The sequence below is a fragment of the Kitasatospora sp. NPDC056076 genome (assembly GCF_042266305.1).
GTDB lineage: Bacteria > Actinomycetota > Actinomycetes > Streptomycetales > Streptomycetaceae > Kitasatospora.
In genome coordinates this window covers 1-17,425 of the sequence record NZ_JBHJWG010000044.1, presented here as the reverse complement: position 1 = coordinate 17,425, position 17,425 = coordinate 1, and the positions used below count along the sequence as shown (strand labels likewise).

Below are 17,425 nucleotides of genomic sequence, written 5' to 3'. Positions count from 1 at the left end.
TCACTTACCCCCCTCGGCCGCGCCGCCGGCCGCATCGCCGGAACCGGCCGGCGCGTCGTACAGCCCGAAGTACTGGGCCGCGGTGTGCATGTCCTTGTCGCCGCGCCCGGAGAGCGAGACCAGGATGGTCGCCTCCGGTCCGAGCTCGCGGCCCAGCTCCAGCGCGCCGGCCAGCGCGTGGGCGCTCTCGATGGCCGGGATGATCCCCTCCGTGCGGGAGAGCAGCCGCAGCGCCTGCATCGCCGCGTCGTCGGTGACCGGCCGGTACTCGGCCCGCCCGGTGTCCTTGAGCCAGGCGTGCTCCGGCCCGACGCCGGGGTAGTCCAGCCCGGCCGAGATGGAGTGCGACTCGATGGTCTGCCCGTCCTCGTCCTGGAGGACGTACGTCCGGGAGCCGTGCAGCACGCCGGGGTCGCCCTTGGTCAGGGTGGCCGCGTGGCGGGGGGTGTCGGCGCCCTCGCCGGCCGCCTCGCAGCCGATCAGCCGCACGCCGGCGTCCGGGATGAACTCGTGGAAGATGCCCATCGCGTTGGAGCCGCCGCCGACGCAGGCCACGACCGCGTCGGGCAGCCGCCCGGTCCGGTCCAGCACCTGCTGGCGCGCCTCGACGCCGATGACCCGGTGGAAGTCGCGGACCATCATCGGGAAGGGGTGCGGCCCGGCGACCGTCCCGAACAGGTAGTGGGTGGAGTCGACGTTGGCGACCCAGTCGCGGAAGGCCTCGTTGATGGCGTCCTTGAGCGTCCGCGAGCCGGACTTGACCGCGACGACCTCGGCCCCGAGCATCCGCATCCGGGCGACGTTGAGCGCCTGGCGCTCGGTGTCGACCTCGCCCATGTAGATGGTGCAGTCGAAGCCGAACAGGGCGCAGGCGGTGGCGGTGGCCACCCCGTGCTGGCCGGCGCCGGTCTCGGCGATGATCCGGGTCTTGCCCATCCGCCGGGTGAGCAGGGCCTGGCCCAGCACGTTGTTGATCTTGTGCGAGCCGGTGTGGTTGAGGTCCTCGCGCTTGAGCAGGATCCGCGCGCCGCCCGCCTCGGCGGAGAAGCGGTGCACGTCGGTCAGCGGGCTCGGGCGCCCGGTGTAGTCCTTGAGCAGCCCGTCCAGCTCGGCGGTGAAGGCCGGGTCGGTCTTGGCCTTCTCGTACTCCTCGGCGACCTGCTCGACCGCGGCGACCAGCGCCTCGGGGATGAAGCGGCCGCCGTACGCGCCGAAGTAGCCGCGGGCGTCCGGCACCTGGGCGCCGGGCAGGTAGTCCTTCTCGGACATGTGGTTTCCCTTGACGGAGATGGATGACGGTGACGTCTGGTTCGGCTGGTTCAGCCGCGCGTCGTGCGCCATCGCCGTCCGGGTACCTGACCGGGCTCGCACCCGATCACGTACCGCACCCGACGCCCCAGCACCCGGCGTGCGGGCGCGCGGCAGCCGCGCGGGCGGCAGCCGGGGGCGAGTCGGGTGGCGATCTTCATCGGGGCGGTGTCAGTCCTTGTGCCGGACGGCGGGGTGGGCACCGGCCGCGACCAGGTCGGCGACCGCGGCCCGCGGGTCCTTGCCGGTCACCAGGGACTCGCCGACCAGCACCGCGTCGGCGCCCAGGTTGGCGTAGCTGATCACGTCCAGCGGGCCGCGCACACCGGACTCGGCGATCTTGACGATGCCGTCCGGAATGGCGTGGGCGACGTTCTCGAAGGTGTTGCGGTCCACTTCGAGGGTCTTCAGGTTGCGGGCGTTGACGCCGATGATCCGCGCCCCGGCGTCCACCGCGCGCCTGATCTCCTCCTCGTCGTGCACCTCGACCAGCGGGGTGAGGCCGATCGACTCGGCGCGCTCGATCAGCGACACCAGGGCCGGCTGGTCGAGGGCTGCGACGATCAGCAGCGCGAGGTCGGCGCCGTGGGCCCGGGCCTCCCACAGCTGGTAGGCGGTGACGATGAAGTCCTTGCGCAGCAGCGGGGTGTCCACCTCGGCGCGGACGGCGTCCAGGTCGGCGAGCGACCCGCCGAAGCGGCGCTGCTCGGTCAGCACGCTGATCGCCGCGGCACCGCCGGCCGCGTAGTCGCGGGCCAGGGCCGCCGGGTCGGCGATCGAGGCCAACGCGCCCTTGGACGGGCTGGAGCGCTTGACCTCGCAGATCACCCGGATCCCGTCGCCCTTGAGGGCGGCGACGCCGTCCTTGGCCTCCGGGGCCTTGGCCGCGAGCGCCTTGAGCTCGTCCAGGGAGACCCGGGCCTGCCGCTCGGCGAGGTCCTCGCGGACCCCTTCGATGATCGAGTCGAGCACACTCACTCAGGAGCCCCCATCATTTCTGCTGGTTCGCCAGCGCGAGCCGGACGGGCAGGAGCCCGTCGGCCCTTCGATGGTATCGGCACCCGGGTGCGCACAGCGCATCCGCCCGGCCCGCGTCTCGCGGAACGGGACACTCCCCGGTACGGCTCTCAGCTGCGGCTTCACCGGCTCTCCACCGGCCGGGGCCGGGCCGACCCCGGGTCGGCGCCGGCCCGCCGGGCCCGGCTCAGACCACCGGCGGCGCCAGTCCGGCCCCCACCGGCAGGTTCCGCACCACCGCGAACACCAGCACCAGCAGGCCGATCAGCGCCCAGCGCCGGGCGCCCACCGAGACCCGCACCGGCGGCCCGCCGGTCAGCGCCGCCCAGGCCCAGCGCAGCCAGAGCAGTGCCAGCACCGCGAACAGCAGGACGGCCACCGCGTTGTCGTGCAGCGCGCCGGTCAGGTCCCCGTGGGCCAGCGCGTGGACGCAGCGCAGGCCCCCGCAGCCGGGGCACCACCAGCCGGTCGCGGCCAGGAAGGGGCAGTCGGGGTAGTGCCCGGGGGCGTTCGGGTCCACCGCCGCGACGTACCCGGCGGGAACGGCCACCGCCGCCAGCGCGGCCAGCGGCGGGACCGTCCGGCGCAGCACGGGCGGCGGGGCGGGGGTGGTGGGGGCGGCGTTCACGCCCCGATTGTGCCCGCGCCGGGCCCGGACGGAACGAAACGGCGGGCGTGGCGCGCCCGCCGTTCGGTTGTGCGAATACCCGCTGGTCAGGCGGCGACGGCCTCGCGGGCCTCGACGGCCGCCCGGCGGGCGGCGTGCTGCTCCGCGACCGACTTGTAGACGTTGGTGCTGGCCTGCTTGCCCATGCCGGCCATCGACATGGCCTTGCCGACGATGCCGCCCACCAGGACGACCGCCAGACCGGCCCAGACGAGCAGCGGCGACGGCAGGATCATCGCGACGCCCGCGATGCCGAAGCCGACGAAGGAGATGACGACGCCGGTCCAGGCGGCGGGGTTGTGGCCGTGTGCTGCTGCTGACATCGATGGTGCTCCTAGGCTCTCGGGGCCCGGCCGGGCCTGCGGGGCCGCCGGCGGGTTGACGGTTCCCATTGTGCCGGGCCACACACCGGCCCCCCAAAGCGGGTGGCCCGTCTATCGCGTCACACCACGGCGGGCGCCGTACCACGGCCGGCGCCGCACGGCGGCCGGCGCTACCCGGCGGTCGGGTCCTCGCCGCGGTCCAGGGCCTTCCACAGGTCACCGGGGGTGTCGGCCTTCGCCGGGGCCTTGCGGGTCGGCGCCTCGTAGCGGCTGCCCATGGCCGGCCAGCCGCGGCCGTGGCGCAGGGTGATCAGCCCGGCCACGGCGAGCAGCAGTCCGCCGGCCAGCGCGACCCAGGGCCAGCCGGTGTGCGACACCTCGGTGGCGGTGGAGCCGGCCAGCGCCAGCTTGCCGGAGGCGGCGCTGTCCAGCGCGGCGGTGTCCGAGGCCCCGGCCACCGAGGCGGCGGCCGCGCCCAGCCCGGCCAGCAGGGTCAGCGCGCCGACCGCGAGCCGGCCCGCGCCGCGCACCGCGAACACCGCGACGGCCGCGGCCAGGCCCACCAGGGCCAGCCCGCCGGGCAGTTCGGAGATCTTGCCGCCGGTGACGGAGACGTCCAGGGTGCCGGCCCGGCCCTCGGCCCAGGTCCGCCCGGCCGCGGTCAGCACCAGCACGGCGCTCAGCACGGTCAGCAGCAGCATCACGCCGAGCGTGCGGCGGCCTGCCCCGGACGGGGCGGGAGCGGCGGGGGCGGGGGTCTGGTCTGCAGCGGTCACCCGTCCACTATCCCCCGGGCCACGCCCCGCGCCGTACCCGGGGTGGGGAACTCGTCCGTGCGCAGCACCACCGTGCGCCCGCCCAGCGGCAGGAACAGGTCGTTGCCGAAGGGCACCCGTTCGGCCTCCCGGTACACCCCGCCGGGGGACGGCGCGGTGTGCACGGTGCAGGCGGCGGCCGCCGGGTCGACCACCACGTACAGCGGCACGCCGCTCTCCGCGCAGGCCCGCGCCCAGGCGTGGTCGCGGCCGGGGTGGGCCACCTCCAGCACCACCTCGGCCGCGGCGGCCGCGTACCGGCCCCGGGCGTTGTGGACGGCGCCTGCGGCGAGGACCACCAGGTCCGGGGCGAGCGGGCCGTGCGCGGCCGGGAAGTCGATCAGGACGCTGGACAACACCCGTCCCCGGCCCCCGAGTTCACCCCGGATCTGGACGGCCGCGCCGAACACGGCCTCCCAGCGCAGCTCGTCGTACGGCAGCTCGGGCATCCGGCCGCCTCCTCACGCCTCAGGACAGTTCCGGCCTCCGCAGCGTATTGGCGGTGGCGACGGCCCGCAGCACGGCGGCCGCCTTGTTGCGGCACTCGGTGTCCTCGCCGTGCGGGTCCGAGTCGGCGACCACGCCGGCGCCCGCCTGCACGTACGCGGTGCCGTCGCGCAGCACCGCGGTGCGGATCGCGATCGCGGTGTCGGAGTCCCCGGCGAAGTCCAGGTAGCCGACGCAGCCGCCGTACAGGCCGCGGCGGGTGGGCTCCAGCTCCTCGATGATCCGCATCGCCCGCGGCTTGGGCGCGCCGGACAGGGTGCCCGCCGGGAAGCAGGCCGTCAGCACGTCGAAGGCGCTGCGCCCGGGGGCGACCTTGCCGGTCACCGTCGAGACGATGTGCATCACGTGGCTGTAGCGCTCGATCTGCATGAAGTCGACCACCTCGACGCTGCCCGGCTCGCAGACCCGCCCCAGGTCGTTGCGGCCCAGGTCGACCAGCATCAGGTGCTCGGCCCGCTCCTTGGGGTCGGCGAGCAGCTCGGCGGCCAGCGCCGCGTCCTCGTGCGGGGTTGCGCCGCGGTGCCGGGTCCCGGCGATCGGGTGCAGCATCGCCTCCCCCTCGGTGACCTTGACCAGCGCCTCCGGGCTGGAGCCGACCACGTCGAAGCCGCCCTCCGCGCCGCCGTCCGAGCCGGGGAAGCGGAACAGGTACATGTACGGGCTCGGGTTGGTGGTGCGCAGCACGCGGTAGACGTCCAGGGCGGAGGCCGGGCAGGGCGCCTCGAAGCGCTGCGAGGGCACCACCTGGAAGGCCTCGCCGGCCCGGATCCGCTCCTTGACCTCCTCGACCGCGGCCCGGTACGGCGCCCCGCCGAACGGCGAGTGCACCTCCCCCGGGCCGGCCGGGGTGAAGGTCGCCAGGCCCGGGTCGACCGGCTTCAACAGGCCGGCCTCCATCGCGTCCAGGCGCGCCACCGCGTCCGCGTACGCCTCGTCCACGCCGCTCGCCAGGTCGTTGTGGTTGACGGCGTTGGCGATCAGCAGCACCGTGCCGTCGGAGTGGTCGAGCACCGCGAGGTCGGTGGCCAGCAGCATCGTCAGCTCGGGGAGCCCGAGGTCGTCCGGGTTCAGGTCCGGCAGCTTCTCCAGCCGGCGGACGACGTCGTACCCGAGGTAGCCCACCAGACCGCCGGTCAGCGGCGGCAGGCCGTCGTCGGCGCGCCGCGGCGTGTGCAGCGCCTCCAGGGCGGCCCGCAGCACCTCCAGCGGGTCGCCGCCGGTCGGGATGCCGACCGGCGGGGTGCCCAGCCAGCGGGCACCGCCGTCGGGGCCGACGGTCAGCGCGGCGGCGCTGTGCACGCCCACGAAGGAGTAGCGCGACCAGTTGCCCTGCTCGGCGGACTCCAGCAGGAAGGTGCCGGGCCGCTCCTCGGCGAGGCTGCGGTACAGGCCGATCGGGGTGAGGCCGTCCGCGAGGAGCCTGCGGGTGACGGGGATGACCCGGGTGTCGACGGCGAGCTTGCGGAAGGCTTCGAGGTCCATGCGGGGCGGCACCTTCTGGATTCTGGAGTCGGCTGTGGTCGGGGTGGGTCAGGAGAGCGGGAGGACGTCGGCGTCGAAGCAGGTCCGGTCACCGGTGTGGCAGGCCGCGCCGGTCTGGTCGACCTTCACCAGCAGGGTGTCGCCGTCGCAGTCCAGGGCCACCGACTTGACCGCCTGGACGTGACCGGAGGTGTCGCCCTTCACCCAGTACTCGTTGCGGCTGCGGCTCCAGTAGGTGCAGCGGCCGGTGGTGAGCGTGCGGTGCAGCGCCTCGTCGTCCATCCAGCCCAGCATCAGCACCTCGCCGGTGTCGTACTGCTGCGCGACGGCCGGGACCAGGCCGTCCTCGGTGCGCTTGAGGCGGGCGGCGATCGCGGGGTCGAGCGCGGTGGAGCCGGGGGCGGCGGGTGTGGTGGACATGGGGCCATTGTGTCAGCCCCTCCGGGCCGCGAACCGCTCCGTCCGGGCGGTGAACCGTTCGCGGGCGTCCCGTTCGGGGTCAGTTCCGCCAACCGCCTGCCGGGGGCGGCCCCGGTGGTCCATCCTCGGGGCCATGACCTCCGAGCAGCAGCCGCCCGAAGCCGCCGCCACCCGTCCGCCCCGGAGCCTGGTGATCACCGTCGCCGCCGTCCTGGCCGTACTGCTCGCGGTGGTGGCCACCGTGCTGCTCTGGCCCGAGGACGCCCCGAAGCCCGCCGCCGCCCCGCCCCCGCCCTCGGCCACCCCGACCCCCACCCCCACCCCGAAGCCGACCCCCACCCCCACCAAGCCGCAACCCCCGTACGCCTGGTTCCCGGTCGGCACCTGCTTCGACCACCCCCAGCTCAGCCCCGTCATCACCAAGGCCGAACAACGCCCCTGCACCGGCGACCACGACGGCGAGGTCATCGCGAACCTCCAGCTCCCCGACGGCCTCACCGGCGAGATCCCTCTCGCCCTCGCCATGCGCGACGGCTGCAAGACCGCCGAGACCACCGCCGAATCCCACCAACCCCCCGGCCGGACCTACTACCCCCGCCAGTTCGGCCCCGCCCTGGCCAACTACAAGGACGGCTGGCGCGACTACACCTGCACCCTCACCGCCGGCAACAAACAGGGCAGCCCCAAACTCACCACCCCGCTCCACCCGTAGACAGCGGGAGGCCCCCGGCCCGCACAGGACACGCCCTAGGCTGGCGGCATGTCGAACCACGCGCTCGCTGAGCGCCACCGCCTCGCCGAACTGCTCGCCGCCGCCGGGCCGGACGCGCCCACGCTGTGTGCCGGGTGGAGTACCCGGGACCTGGCCGCGCATCTGGTGGTCCGGGAACGCCGGGCCGATGCGGCGGCGGGGATCCGGGTCGGCGCCCTGGCCGGTCACACCCAGCGGGTGCAGGACGGGTACGCGCAGCGCCCGTACGAGGAGCTGGTGCGGTTGTTCCGGGCCGGGCCGCCGGTGTTCTCGCTGTTCGCGCTGCCCGGTGCGGACGAGGTGGCGAACACCGTGGAGTACTTCGTGCACGCCGAGGACGTCGCCCGGGCGGGCGACGACCGGGCGGTGCGGCCCGTCCCGCCCGGCCGGGCCGAGGCCCTGTGGCGGCGGCTGCCGATGATCGCGCGGTTCGAGGCGGGCCGCCGTTCCCCCGTGCGGCTCGCGCTGACCCGCCCGGACGGGCAGTCGCTGACGGTCGGTCCGGCCGGCGCCCCGGTGGTCCGGATCACCGGCGAACCGGGTGAGCTGGTCCTGTTCGTCTACGGCCGCGGGGCCCGCACCGAGCTCGCCGTGGACGGTGACGGGGACGCCGTCGAGGCGCTCCGGCACGTCCTGCCGCTCCCGTAACCGGCGGCCCTAACCCTGGTCGCCCACGCCGCCCGTTCCGTACTCCGGGTGCCGGACCAGCCACGCCCCCTCGCCGCCCGTCGCGGCCTCGGTGGCGCCCGAGAAGCCGTAGTGGATCGGCCCGCCGTCGTCGGCGCCCAGCCAGCGGGCGTCCGCGAGCTGCACGGAGAGGGCGGAGGGGCCGGCCGGGGCGGGCTGCTCCAGCACCAGCTCGTGCGCGCCCTCGCCGGGGCGGAAGGTCACCGCGGTCTCGGTGCCGGGCCGGTGGCGGAAGGCGCCGCGGGCGTCCGCCCAGTAGGCGGCCACCGTCACGGAGAGTGTGCCGTCCGGGCTGCCGGTGCCCGGCCGGACGTACTCCTCCTCGGGCACCCAGCGCGCGTGGTGCCGGAGTTCCTCGCCGGCCCGGCGCTCGTCCCAGCGCACCCAGTAGCCCGCGATCCGTTTGACGGTCATGGCCTCGCGGACGACCCGGACGGCGGTCCGTGCCGGGCCGACCGGGGCGCTGGCGGCGAGGGAGACCACCGTCACCTGTTCGTAGGTCACCTCGCCGTCGTCGGCGTACTGCTCCATCACCGGTGAACCACCTTGCCGGGTCGTCGGATTGGTCGCGCCGTCGGCCCGTTCGTCCGGGTCGCGGCCGCGTGGGACGAGCCTAGGGCGGCGGCGGGGCGATCCGGGGCGATGCCGCCGTTCCGGCCCCGGGCGCCCGGTCGTCCGGCTACCCTGCGCGGCGCGGCCCCGCCCAGCCTCCTCCCGGCTGCGGATGTCAGTGCCCGGGGGCAGACTCGCAGGTGGCCGGGGTCCGCCCCGGGCAGCCCGGTCACTCTCCGTCGAAGGGCCCCACCTCATGCTCACCACCGACTTCCCCCTCGGCTCGCCCTGCTGGATCGACCTGGGCAGCCCGGACATCCCGGCCACCGCGGCGTTCTACGGCAGGGTCTTCGGCTGGACCTTCCAGGAGGTCCCGGAGACGGGCGGCTACGGCTTCCTCCAGCTGGACGGCAGGACGGTCGGCGCCCTCGGCCACCTCGACGGCGGCGCGCGGTCCGCCTGGACGACGTACTTCCGCACCGCCGACGTGGACGCGACCGTCAAGGCGGCCGAGCAGTCCGGTGCCACGGTCCGGGTCCCGCCGATGGACGTCATGCAGGAGGGGCGGTTCGCGGCGCTGACCGATCCGCAGGGCGCCGAGTTCGCGGTCTGGCAGGCCGGGAACACGGTCGGGCTGGACGCCGTGTCCGAGGACAACACGCTGGTCTGGTCGGAGCTGCACACCCGGGACCAGGACGGCGGATTCTCCTTCTACCACGGGCTGTTCGGCTGGCGGGTGGAGAACTTCGAGCCGTCCCCGGGGATGAACTACCGGGTGATCTCCACCGCCGAGGGCGACCAGCAGCAGACGAGCTTCGGCGGCATCGCCCCGACCATGCAGCCGGAGCAGCCCTCCGCCTGGACGCCGTACTTCGCCGCCAACGACGTGGACGCGCTGGTCACCAAGGCGACGGCGGCGGGTGGCTCGGTGCTGATGCCGGCCTCGGACGTGGAGAACGTCGGCCGGATCGCCTGGCTGGCGGACCCGAACGGTGCCCCGTTCGCGCTGATCAAGGGCGAGCCCCGCGAGTCGTGACCACGCGAGTCGCGACGACGCGAGTCGCGACCACGCGTGAGGGCCCGCTGCTCAGCAGGAGCAGCGGGCCCTCACGCACGACGGATCACGTCACCGGACGGGGTGCCCGGCCTCCCGCAGAGCGTTCTTGACCTCGCCGATCCGCAGGTCCCCGAAGTGGAAGACGCTGGCCGCGAGGACGGCGTCCGCGCCGGCCTCGACGGCCGGGGCGAAGTCGGCGAGCCTGCCGGCGCCGCCGGAGGCGATGACCGGCACCGACACGGCCTTGCGCACGGCGCGGATCATCTCCAGGTCGTAGCCGTCCTTGGTGCCGTCGGCGTCCATCGAGTTGAGCAGGATCTCGCCCGCGCCCAGCTCGGCCGCCCGGCCGGCCCATTCGACGGCGTCCAGGCCGGTGCCCCGGCGCCCGCCGTGGGTGGTGACCTCGTAGCCCGAGGCGGTCTCCACGCCCTCGCCGCAGCGCCGGGCGTCGACCGACAGCACCAGCACCTGCCGCCCGAAGCGCCGGGCGATCTCGCGGATCAGTTCGGGCCGGGCGATGGCCGCGGTGTTGACCCCGACCTTGTCGGCGCCGGCCCGCAGCAGCTGGTTCACGTCCTCGACGGCCCGGATGCCGCCGCCGACGGTGAGCGGGATGAACACCTGCTCGGCGGTGCGGCGCACCACGTCGTAGGTGGTCTCGCGGTCGCCGGAGGAGGCGGTGATGTCGAGGAAGGTCAGCTCGTCGGCGCCTTCGGCGTCGTAGAGCTTGGCCATCTCGACCGGGTCGCCGGCGTCGCGCAGGTTCTGGAAGTTGACTCCCTTGACCACCCGCCCGGCGTCCACGTCCAGGCAGGGGATGACACGTACGGCGAGGGTCACGGCTGCTTGCCTTCCAGGGCTTCCAGGGTCATTGCCAGCCCGGTGCGGTACGCGTCGAGTTCGACCTCGACCATCATCCGGGAGTCGATCAGCCCGTCGACCACCACCATGGTGGCCACCGGGCGTGCGGCGTCGAAGAGTCGGCGGTGGGCGCGGCCCACCTCCTCGGCGTCGCGGGCGTGGGTGATGTACATCCGGGTGCGGATGACGTCGTCCGCGGTCAGACCGTACGCGGCCAGGGCGGAGAGCCCGACGCCGAACGCGGCGAGGGTCTGCCGGTACGGGTCGCCCTCGTGCTCGATCCGGCCGTTCACCCAGGCGGTGGTGCCGGCCACGTGCACGTGGTCGCCCGCGGCGACCGCCCGGGAGTAGCCGAACTCCTCCTCCCAGGGGGAGAATCCCGTGACCCGACCGCGTACGATCCGACCTTCCGTCATCCGGAAACCGCCTCCAGGGCCTCTTCGAGGGTGAACTTCTGCTCGTAGAGTGCCTTGCCCACGATGGCGCCCTCGACACCCAGGTCGACGAGACCGGCGATGGCGCGCAGGTCGTCGAGGGAGGAGACGCCGCCGGAGGCGACGACGGGGCGGTCGGTGGCGCCGCAGACGTCGCGCAGCAGCTGGAGGTTGGGGCCGGTGAGGGTGCCGTCGCGGTTGACGTCGGTGACGACGTAGCGGGTGCAGCCCTCGGCGTTCAGCCGCTCCAGGACGTCGAAGAGCTGGCCGCCGTCGCGGGTCCAGCCGCGGCCGCGCAGGGTGGTGCCGACCACGTCCAGGCCGACGGCGATCTTGTCGCCGTGCTCGGCGATGGCCTTGGCGACCCACTCGGGGGCCTCCAGGGCGGCGGTGCCGAGGTTGACCCGGGTGCAGCCGGTGGCGAGGGCGCGGGCGAGCGACTCGTCGTCGCGGATGCCGCCGGACAGCTCGACCTTGATGTCCAGCTGTCCGGTGACCTCGCGCAGCAGCTCGTAGTTGGTGCCGGTGCCGAAGGCGGCGTCCAGGTCGACCAGGTGGAGCCACTCGGCGCCGGCGTTCTGCCAGGCGAGGGCGGCGGCCAGCGGCTCGCCGAAGGAGGTCTCGGTGCCGGAGGCGCCCTTGACCAGGCGGACGGCCTGGCCGTCGCGGACGTCGACGGCGGGCAGCAGCTCAAGGCTCATCAGTAGCAACTCTCAGACGTTCAGAGGGTGTTGACCCAGTTGGTCAGCAGGGCGGCGCCGGCGTCGCCGGACTTCTCGGGGTGGAACTGGGTGGCCCAGAGCGGGCCGTTCTCGATCGCGGCGACGAACGGCTGCCCGTGCGTGGCCCAGGTGACCAGCGGCGGGTTGATCCGCGCGCTGTGGGTCTCCAGCTCCCAGTGCCGCACGCCGTAGGAGTGCACGAAGTAGAAGCGGGTCTCCGGGTCGAGGCCGGCGAACATCCGGCTGCCCTCGGGCACGTCCACGGTGTTCCAGCCCATGTGCGGGACGACCGGGGCGTCCAGCGGCTCGACGGTGCCGGGCCACTCGTCGCAGCCGGGCGTCTCCACGCCGTGCTCGACGCCCTTCTCGAAGAGGATCTGCATGCCCACGCAGATGCCCATGACCGGGCGGCCCCCGGCGAGCCGGCGGCCGATGATCCAGTCGCCGCGGACGGACTTGAGGCCGCGCATGCAGGCCTCGAAGGCGCCCACGCCGGGGACGAGCAGGCCGTCCGCGGCCATCGCGGTGTCGTAGTCGGAGCTGACCGTGACGTTCGCCCCGGTCCGCTCCAGGGCGCGCTGCGCGGAGCGGAGGTTGCCGGAGCCGTAGTCGAGGACGACGACGTTCTTGCCCATGTTCAGGTGTCCAGTCTCTCTGCTACGGGTGTTACAGGCGCATGAGGCCGGAGCCCAGGCACATCACGGCCCCGATGGCCAGCACCAGGATGACGCCCTTCGGCAGCTTCTGCTTCCAGAAGGAGATCACCCCGCCCGCCAGGAAGAGGCCGACGAAGAGGAGGATCGTCGCGGTCTTGTTCACAGCGCACCCTTGGTCGAGGGGAGGATGCCGGCCGCGCGCTGGTCCCGCTCGGCGGCGTAGCGCAGCGCCCGGGCCAGGGCCTTGAACTGGCACTCCACGATGTGGTGCGCGTTGCGCCCGTACGGGACGTGCACGTGCAGCGCGATCTGCGCCTGGGCCACGAAGGACTCCAGGATGTGCCGGGTCATCGTGGTGTCGTAGGCGCCGATCATCGGCGCCATGCCCGCGGGCTCGGTGTGCACCAGGTAGGGCCGGCCGGAGAGGTCGACGGTGACCTGGGCGAGCGACTCGTCCAGCGGCACCGTGCAGTTGCCGAAGCGGTAGATGCCGACCTTGTCGCCGAGCGCCTGCTTGAAGGCGGCGCCGAGCGCGAGGGCGGTGTCCTCGATGGTGTGGTGGGTGTCGATGTGCAGGTCACCGTCGGTCTTGACGGTGAGGTCGAACAGACCGTGGCGGCCGAGCTGGTCGAGCATGTGGTCGTAGAAGCCGACGCCGGTGGAGATGTCGGTCTTGCCGGTTCCGTCGAGGTCTATCTCGACCAGGACGGAGGTCTCCTTGGTGGTGCGCTCGACGCGTCCGATGCGGGACATGAGGGGTTACAGCTCCTTGATCACTCTACGGACGGCGTCCAGGAAGGCGTCGTTCTCGGCGGGCGTGCCGGCGGTGACGCGCAGCCACCCGGGGACCCCGTTGTCACGGACCAGGACACCCTGGTCGAGGATGGCCCGCCACACGGCGTGGGTGTCGGCGAAGCGGCCGAACTGGACGAAGTTGGCGTCCGAGTCGGTCACCTCCAGGCCCGTCGCGCGCAGCGCGTCCACCAGCCGGTCGCGCTCCTCCTTGAGCCGGCCGACGTACCCCAGCAGGGTGTCGGTGTGCTCCAGGCAGGCCAGCGCGGTGGCCTGGGTGACGGCCGACAGGTGGTACGGCAGCCGGACCAGCTGGACGGCGTCGACCACGGCCGGGTCGGCGGCCAGGTAGCCGAGGCGCAGCCCGGCGGCGCCGAAGGCCTTGGACATGGTGCGGCTGACCACCAGGTTGGGACGGCCCTCGATCAGCGGCAGCAGCGAGGCGCGGTGCGAGAACTCGACGTACGCCTCGTCCACGACCACCAGGCTGGGCCGGGCGGCCTGCGCGGCCTCGTACAGCCGCAGGACGGTCTCCGCCGCGACGGCCGTGCCGGTCGGGTTGTTCGGCGAGCAGATGAACACCACGTTCGGCCGGTGCTCGGCGATCGCCGCGAGGGCGGCGTCCACGTCGATGGTGAAGTCGTCGTTGCGGGGGCCGGAGATCCAGCCGGTGCCGGTGCCCCGGGAGATCAGCGCGTGCATCGAGTAGGAGGGCTCGAAGCCGAGCGCGGTGCGGCCGGGGCCGCCGAAGGTCTGCAGCAGCTGCTGGAGGACCTCGTTGGAGCCGTTGGCGGCCCACACCTGCGCGCGGGCGACCGGGAGGCCGGTGCTGCGGGTGAGGTACGCGGCGAGGCCCTCGCGCAGCTCGACCGCGTCCCGGTCGGGGTAGCGGTTGAGGTGGCGGGCGGCCTCGGCGACGCGCTCGGCGATCCGGGCCACCAGCTCCTCGGGCAGCGGGTACGGGTTCTCGTTGGTGTTCAGCTGGACGGGGACGTCCAACTGCGGTGCGCCGTACGGGGACTGGCCGCGCAGCTCGTCCCGGATGGGCAGGTCGTCGATGTTCGTCACGCGCCGGGAACCGTCCAATCGAACCGAGCCTTGACGGCGTCACCGTGACCGGGCAGGTCCTCGGCGTTCGCCAGGTTGACCACGTGCGCGGCGACGTCCGCCAGCGCCTGCCGGTCGTACTCGACCACCTGGACGCCGCGCAGGAAGGTCTGCACCGACAGCCCGGAGGAGTGGCAGGCGCAGCCGCCGGTCGGCAGCACGTGGTTGGACCCGGCCGCGTAGTCGCCCAGCGAGACCGGGGTCCAGCGGCCGATGAAGATCGCGCCGGCGTTGACGACCTTCGCCGCCACCGCGTGCGGGTCGCGGGTCTGGATCTCCAGGTGCTCGGCCGCGTAGGCGTTGACCACGACGAGGCCCTGCTCCAGGTCGTCGACCAGGATGATGCCGGACTGGCGTCCGCCGAGCGCCTCGGCGACCCGCTCGCTGTGCTTGGTCCGGCCGACCTGGGCGACCAGCTCGACCTCGACCGCGTCGGCCAGCTCCGGGGAGTCGGTGACCAGCACCGAGCCGGAGGTGGGGCCGTGCTCGGCCTGGCTGATCAGGTCCGCGGCGACGTCGCTGGGCAGCGCGCTGTCGTCCGCGAGGACGGCGATCTCGGTCGGGCCGGCCTCGGAGTCGATGCCGATCCGGCCGGCGAAGAAGCGCTTGGCGGCGGCGACGTAGATGTTGCCCGGGCCGGTGACCATGTTCACCGGTGCGCACTCCTCGGTGCCCAGGGCGAACATCGCGACCGCCTGGGCGCCGCCGACGGAGTAGACCTCGTCCACGCCGAGCAGCGCGCAGGCCGCCAGGATGGTCGGGTGGACGCGGCCCCCGAACTCCTTCTGCGGCGGAGAGGTCACCGCGATGCCCCGGACGCCCGCCTCCTGGGCCGGCACCACGTTCATCACCACGGAGGACGGGTAGACCGCCAGCCCGCCCGGCACGTACAGGCCGACCCGCTCGACCGGCACCCAGCGCTGGGTGACCGTGCCGCCCGGCACCACCTGGGTGGTGTGCCCGGTGCGGCGCTGGTCGGCGTGCACGGCCCGGGCGCGGCGGATCGACTCCTCCAGCGCGGCCCGCACCTTCGGGTCCAGCGTCTCCAGGGCCTCGGCCAGCTGCTCGGCGGGCACCCGGGTGGACTCCAGCCGGACGCCGTCGAAACGCTCGGTGATCTCGATCAGCGCCGCGACCCCGCGATGGCGTACGTCCTCGGCGATCGGCCGCACCTTCTCCAGGGCGGCCGCCACGTCGAACTCGGCACGGGGCAGCAGGGCACGCGGGTCGTCCAGCGAGCCGCGGAGGTCGATTCGAGAGATCACGCCACCCAGTGTAAGGAGTGGCCGGAACGGGTGGTCCCACATTTCAGTCCGTGATACGAAAGGCGAGACGACCGGGGGGACGGGGGAAACCATGGCGGAGAGCGCCCCGGAGGGCTGGACCGACACCGAACGGGAACTCTGGGAGGCCTTCCGCGAGGGCGAGGTCTTCGAGCGCAGATGTGGCCGGGACGACATCGACGACCCCTTCGGGGACAGCCCCTGGGGGCCGGAGCGGACGGTCGGCGCCGACGTACTCGCACACCTGCTGCTGGCCGGGCCGCAACCCACCGCCGGGCGGGTCGCCTCGCTGCGGATGAGCGGGGTGAAGGTCACCGGCTCGCTCAACCTGGCCGGCGGCCACCTGGAACGGTACGTCGAACTGCGCGGCTGCCGCTTCGACCACAAGATCCTCATCTCGGAGGCCTCCGCCACCACCCTGCGGATGGTCGAGTGCGCGATCCCCAGGATCGAGGCCTCCCGGCTGTCCACCACCGGCGACCTCCACCTGGCCCGCTGCCGGATACCCGAGGGCATCCGGCTCACCGACGCCAAGATCGGCACCGACCTGCTGCTCAACCAGGCCGTCATCGGCGGCGACCGCTACGGCCGCGCGATCTCGGCCGACGGGATGACCGTCCATCAGGACCTCGAAGCCGAACGCCTGGAGACCCACGGCGAGTTGAGCGTCCGCACGGCCCGGATCGGCGGCCGCCTCTCGCTCCGCGGCGCCCAGCTGCACGCCGACCCGCAGAACCGCGTCTGCCTCAACGCCGTCCGGCTCAACGTCGGCCACACCCTCTACCTGACCAGCTCCGCCGACGGCGGCTGGTTCGGCTCCCGCAGCTACTACGGCTCCGGCTACGGCCAGAGCCCGGCGCCCGGCGCCCCCAGCACCCCGTTCCGCGCCTACGGCCAGGTGCGGCTCTCGGACGCCCGCTTCGACGCGGCCTGCCTGATCTCCGGCGAATTCCACCTGGAGGGTGACGACGAGCTGTCGCTGCGCCGCATCCACACCCCCGAACTGCGCTTCACCTGCGCCTTCCGGCCCACCGGCACGGTCTCGCTCTCCCGCGCCCGGGTCGGCAACCTGGTCGACCGCCCGGACTCCTGGCCGCTCGGCAAGCACCTGGGCCTGACCGGCTTCGTCTACGAGAACCTCCGCCCCGCCGCGGCCTTCACCGTCCAACAGCGGATCGCCTGGCTGGAGGGCTCCGCGGTGGACTTCCAGCCGGAGTCCTACGAGCAGCTCGCCGCCGCCCTGCGCCGCGACGGCGCCGACGACGACGCCCGCGAGGTGCTGTACGCCAAGCAGCGCCGCCGCCGGGAGACCCTGCCACTGCCCGCCCGGGGCTGGGGCCTGGTCCAGGACGTCACCGTCGGTTACGGCTACCGCCCCGGCCGCGCCGGCCTGTGGCTGCTCCTCGCCTGGGCCCTCGGCAGCGTCTGGTTCGCCACCCACGAACCCGCCCCGCTCAAGGCCGACGAGAAACCGCACTGGAACGCGGTGCTCTACACCCTCGACCGGCTGCTGCCCATCGTCGACCTCAACCAGGGCGCCTGGAACCCCGGCGGCACCAGCCAATGGATCGCCGCCGGCCTCGTCGTCGTCGGCTGGCTCCTCGCATCCACCGTCGTCACCGGCGCCACCCGCCTCCTCCAACGCGGCTGACCGACGACTTCTGCACAGGAAGTCGTCCAGACCGACTCCCTGCACAGAAGCCCAAAAGCCGGGGCTCAACGACAAGTGGATCCCCCAGCCATTCCGCCCCGCCGCGATGTGATCGCGGCGGGGCGAAGCAAAACCGCAGCACGAGCTTGAAATGGGCGAGAAAACCCACCACCCCTCCCACAAGCACAATAATTCTCGGGCGGCCCGGCCGGGCCGCCCGAGCGCATAGGAAGCCGGGGAACAATCACTGGAAATCTCGGCATCAGGCCAAGTGAGTGATCAACATAAATGGGCGGGCAACCGGGTGTCCCGCCCACCCACCCTTTCCAGGAC

Annotated in this window: 22 protein-coding genes; 4 read left to right on the top strand and 18 right to left on the bottom strand. The window is 73.5% G+C overall.

Going from position 1 to position 17,425, the window contains the following annotated elements; genetic code table 11:
* From trpB to hisI, 9 genes are all read right to left on the bottom strand, one after another.
* Nucleotides 1–1,269, bottom strand: coding sequence for a tryptophan synthase subunit beta (trpB, locus tag ACFC1T_RS29590; RefSeq protein WP_375893356.1), 1,269 nt, complete (start codon nt 1,267–1,269; stop codon nt 1–3).
* A gap of 50 nt (nt 1,270–1,319) precedes the next feature.
* Nucleotides 1,320–1,469 carry a tryptophan biosynthesis modulator TrpM gene (gene trpM, locus ACFC1T_RS29585; RefSeq protein WP_375893354.1) on the bottom strand — a complete coding sequence of 50 codons (150 nt, stop codon included), beginning with the start codon at nt 1,467–1,469 and terminating at the stop codon, nt 1,320–1,322.
* A gap of 10 nt (nt 1,470–1,479) precedes the next feature.
* A complete protein-coding gene (gene trpC / locus ACFC1T_RS29580) occupies nt 1,480–2,286 on the bottom strand; it encodes an indole-3-glycerol phosphate synthase TrpC (protein ID WP_375893352.1) in 807 nt (268 codons plus the stop codon).
* A gap of 226 nt (nt 2,287–2,512) precedes the next feature.
* Nucleotides 2,513–2,953 (bottom strand): DUF2752 domain-containing protein, encoded by a 441-nt coding sequence (locus ACFC1T_RS29575; RefSeq protein ID WP_375893351.1) that lies wholly within the window; start codon nt 2,951–2,953, stop codon nt 2,513–2,515.
* An 86-nt stretch (nt 2,954–3,039) separates the two neighbouring features.
* Entirely contained in the window at nt 3,040–3,315 is a 276-nt protein-coding gene (locus ACFC1T_RS29570; RefSeq protein WP_375893350.1) for an HGxxPAAW family protein, read from the bottom strand.
* 170 nt (nt 3,316–3,485) lie between these two features.
* A complete protein-coding gene (locus ACFC1T_RS29565) occupies nt 3,486–4,091 on the bottom strand; it encodes a TIGR02234 family membrane protein (RefSeq protein WP_375893348.1) in 606 nt (201 codons plus the stop codon).
* Nucleotides 4,088–4,579, bottom strand: coding sequence for a Uma2 family endonuclease (locus tag ACFC1T_RS29560; RefSeq protein WP_375893347.1), 492 nt, complete (start codon nt 4,577–4,579; stop codon nt 4,088–4,090). The genes ACFC1T_RS29565 and ACFC1T_RS29560 overlap by 4 nt, the downstream gene beginning before the upstream one ends.
* 19 nt (nt 4,580–4,598) lie before the next feature.
* Nucleotides 4,599–6,119 (bottom strand): anthranilate synthase component I, encoded by a 1,521-nt coding sequence (locus ACFC1T_RS29555; RefSeq protein ID WP_375893345.1) that lies wholly within the window; start codon nt 6,117–6,119, stop codon nt 4,599–4,601.
* A 48-nt stretch (nt 6,120–6,167) separates the two neighbouring features.
* The gene (gene hisI, locus ACFC1T_RS29550) at nt 6,168–6,539 is read right to left on the bottom strand and encodes a phosphoribosyl-AMP cyclohydrolase (RefSeq protein ID WP_375893343.1); all 372 of its coding nucleotides are present in this window, start codon (nt 6,537–6,539) and stop codon (nt 6,168–6,170) included.
* A 133-nt stretch (nt 6,540–6,672) separates the two neighbouring features.
* Between hisI and ACFC1T_RS29545 the strand changes: the two genes are divergently transcribed.
* Both ACFC1T_RS29545 and ACFC1T_RS29540 read left to right on the top strand, forming a co-directional pair.
* Complete coding sequence (locus ACFC1T_RS29545; protein ID WP_375893342.1) at nt 6,673–7,251, top strand: hypothetical protein; 579 nt, start codon at nt 6,673–6,675, stop codon at nt 7,249–7,251.
* Between the two features lie 48 nt (nt 7,252–7,299).
* Nucleotides 7,300–7,938, top strand: a complete 639-nt coding sequence (locus ACFC1T_RS29540) for a TIGR03085 family metal-binding protein (RefSeq protein ID WP_375893340.1) — start codon at nt 7,300–7,302, stop codon at nt 7,936–7,938.
* 9 nt (nt 7,939–7,947) lie between these two features.
* Here ACFC1T_RS29540 and ACFC1T_RS29535 read toward each other — a convergent pair whose 3' ends face one another.
* Nucleotides 7,948–8,508, bottom strand: a complete 561-nt coding sequence (locus tag ACFC1T_RS29535) for a hypothetical protein (RefSeq protein ID WP_375893339.1) — start codon at nt 8,506–8,508, stop codon at nt 7,948–7,950.
* 277 nt (nt 8,509–8,785) lie between these two features.
* Between ACFC1T_RS29535 and ACFC1T_RS29530 the strand changes: the two genes are divergently transcribed.
* Nucleotides 8,786–9,565 carry a VOC family protein gene (locus tag ACFC1T_RS29530; protein WP_375893337.1) on the top strand — a complete coding sequence of 260 codons (780 nt, stop codon included), beginning with the start codon at nt 8,786–8,788 and terminating at the stop codon, nt 9,563–9,565.
* A gap of 90 nt (nt 9,566–9,655) precedes the next feature.
* On the opposite strand, the gene hisF is transcribed toward ACFC1T_RS29530, so the two are convergent.
* The 8 genes from hisF to hisD are packed head-to-tail and all read right to left on the bottom strand — an operon-like array spanning nt 9,656 to nt 15,423.
* A complete protein-coding gene (gene hisF / locus ACFC1T_RS29525; RefSeq protein ID WP_375893336.1) occupies nt 9,656–10,426 on the bottom strand; it encodes an imidazole glycerol phosphate synthase subunit HisF in 771 nt (256 codons plus the stop codon).
* The gene (locus tag ACFC1T_RS29520; protein ID WP_375893334.1) at nt 10,423–10,863 is read right to left on the bottom strand and encodes a RidA family protein; all 441 of its coding nucleotides are present in this window, start codon (nt 10,861–10,863) and stop codon (nt 10,423–10,425) included. Before ACFC1T_RS29520 ends, hisF begins: the two co-directional genes overlap by 4 nt.
* The gene (gene priA / locus ACFC1T_RS29515; protein WP_375893442.1) at nt 10,860–11,585 is read right to left on the bottom strand and encodes a bifunctional 1-(5-phosphoribosyl)-5-((5-phosphoribosylamino)methylideneamino)imidazole-4-carboxamide isomerase/phosphoribosylanthranilate isomerase PriA; all 726 of its coding nucleotides are present in this window, start codon (nt 11,583–11,585) and stop codon (nt 10,860–10,862) included. Before priA ends, ACFC1T_RS29520 begins: the two co-directional genes overlap by 4 nt.
* A 17-nt stretch (nt 11,586–11,602) precedes the next feature.
* Nucleotides 11,603–12,238 (bottom strand): imidazole glycerol phosphate synthase subunit HisH, encoded by a 636-nt coding sequence (gene hisH, locus ACFC1T_RS29510; RefSeq protein ID WP_375893332.1) that lies wholly within the window; start codon nt 12,236–12,238, stop codon nt 11,603–11,605.
* 31 nt (nt 12,239–12,269) lie between these two features.
* Nucleotides 12,270–12,422: a hypothetical protein gene (locus ACFC1T_RS29505; protein ID WP_188302392.1), complete on the bottom strand. Its 153-nt coding sequence runs from the start codon at nt 12,420–12,422 to the stop codon at nt 12,270–12,272.
* A complete protein-coding gene (gene hisB, locus ACFC1T_RS29500; RefSeq protein WP_375893330.1) occupies nt 12,419–13,012 on the bottom strand; it encodes an imidazoleglycerol-phosphate dehydratase HisB in 594 nt (197 codons plus the stop codon). Before hisB ends, ACFC1T_RS29505 begins: the two co-directional genes overlap by 4 nt.
* Before the next feature lie 6 nt (nt 13,013–13,018).
* Nucleotides 13,019–14,119 (bottom strand): histidinol-phosphate transaminase, encoded by a 1,101-nt coding sequence (locus tag ACFC1T_RS29495; RefSeq protein ID WP_375893328.1) that lies wholly within the window; start codon nt 14,117–14,119, stop codon nt 13,019–13,021.
* On the bottom strand, nt 14,116–15,423 hold the full coding sequence (gene hisD / locus ACFC1T_RS29490; RefSeq protein ID WP_375893326.1) for a histidinol dehydrogenase: 1,308 nt from the start codon (nt 15,421–15,423) through the stop codon (nt 14,116–14,118). The genes ACFC1T_RS29495 and hisD overlap by 4 nt, the downstream gene beginning before the upstream one ends.
* A gap of 91 nt (nt 15,424–15,514) precedes the next feature.
* On the opposite strand from hisD, the gene ACFC1T_RS29485 reads away from it, so the two are divergent.
* On the top strand, nt 15,515–17,092 hold the full coding sequence (locus ACFC1T_RS29485) for an oxidoreductase (RefSeq protein WP_375893325.1): 1,578 nt from the start codon (nt 15,515–15,517) through the stop codon (nt 17,090–17,092).
* Nucleotides 17,093–17,425: the final 333 nt, after the last annotated feature.

Excerpts from the sequence above, each read along its gene's own strand:
- trpB (WP_375893356.1), bottom strand. The coding sequence starts at position 1,269 with ATGTCCGAGAAGGACTACCTGCCCGGCGCCCAGGTGCCGGACGCCCGC.
- trpM (WP_375893354.1), bottom strand. The coding sequence starts at position 1,469 with ATGAAGATCGCCACCCGACTCGCCCCCGGCTGCCGCCCGCGCGGCTGC.
- ACFC1T_RS29570 (WP_375893350.1), bottom strand. The coding sequence starts at position 3,315 with ATGTCAGCAGCAGCACACGGCCACAACCCCGCCGCCTGGACCGGCGTC.
- ACFC1T_RS29560 (WP_375893347.1), bottom strand. The coding sequence starts at position 4,579 with ATGCCCGAGCTGCCGTACGACGAGCTGCGCTGGGAGGCCGTGTTCGGC.
- ACFC1T_RS29555 (WP_375893345.1), bottom strand. The coding sequence starts at position 6,119 with ATGGACCTCGAAGCCTTCCGCAAGCTCGCCGTCGACACCCGGGTCATC.
- hisI (WP_375893343.1), bottom strand. The coding sequence starts at position 6,539 with ATGTCCACCACACCCGCCGCCCCCGGCTCCACCGCGCTCGACCCCGCG.
- ACFC1T_RS29545 (WP_375893342.1), top strand. The coding sequence starts at position 6,673 with ATGACCTCCGAGCAGCAGCCGCCCGAAGCCGCCGCCACCCGTCCGCCC.
- ACFC1T_RS29540 (WP_375893340.1), top strand. The coding sequence starts at position 7,300 with ATGTCGAACCACGCGCTCGCTGAGCGCCACCGCCTCGCCGAACTGCTC.
- ACFC1T_RS29535 (WP_375893339.1), bottom strand. The coding sequence starts at position 8,508 with ATGGAGCAGTACGCCGACGACGGCGAGGTGACCTACGAACAGGTGACG.
- ACFC1T_RS29530 (WP_375893337.1), top strand. The coding sequence starts at position 8,786 with ATGCTCACCACCGACTTCCCCCTCGGCTCGCCCTGCTGGATCGACCTG.
- ACFC1T_RS29520 (WP_375893334.1), bottom strand. The coding sequence starts at position 10,863 with ATGACGGAAGGTCGGATCGTACGCGGTCGGGTCACGGGATTCTCCCCC.
- hisH (WP_375893332.1), bottom strand. The coding sequence starts at position 12,238 with ATGGGCAAGAACGTCGTCGTCCTCGACTACGGCTCCGGCAACCTCCGC.
- hisB (WP_375893330.1), bottom strand. The coding sequence starts at position 13,012 with ATGTCCCGCATCGGACGCGTCGAGCGCACCACCAAGGAGACCTCCGTC.
- ACFC1T_RS29485 (WP_375893325.1), top strand. The coding sequence starts at position 15,515 with ATGGCGGAGAGCGCCCCGGAGGGCTGGACCGACACCGAACGGGAACTC.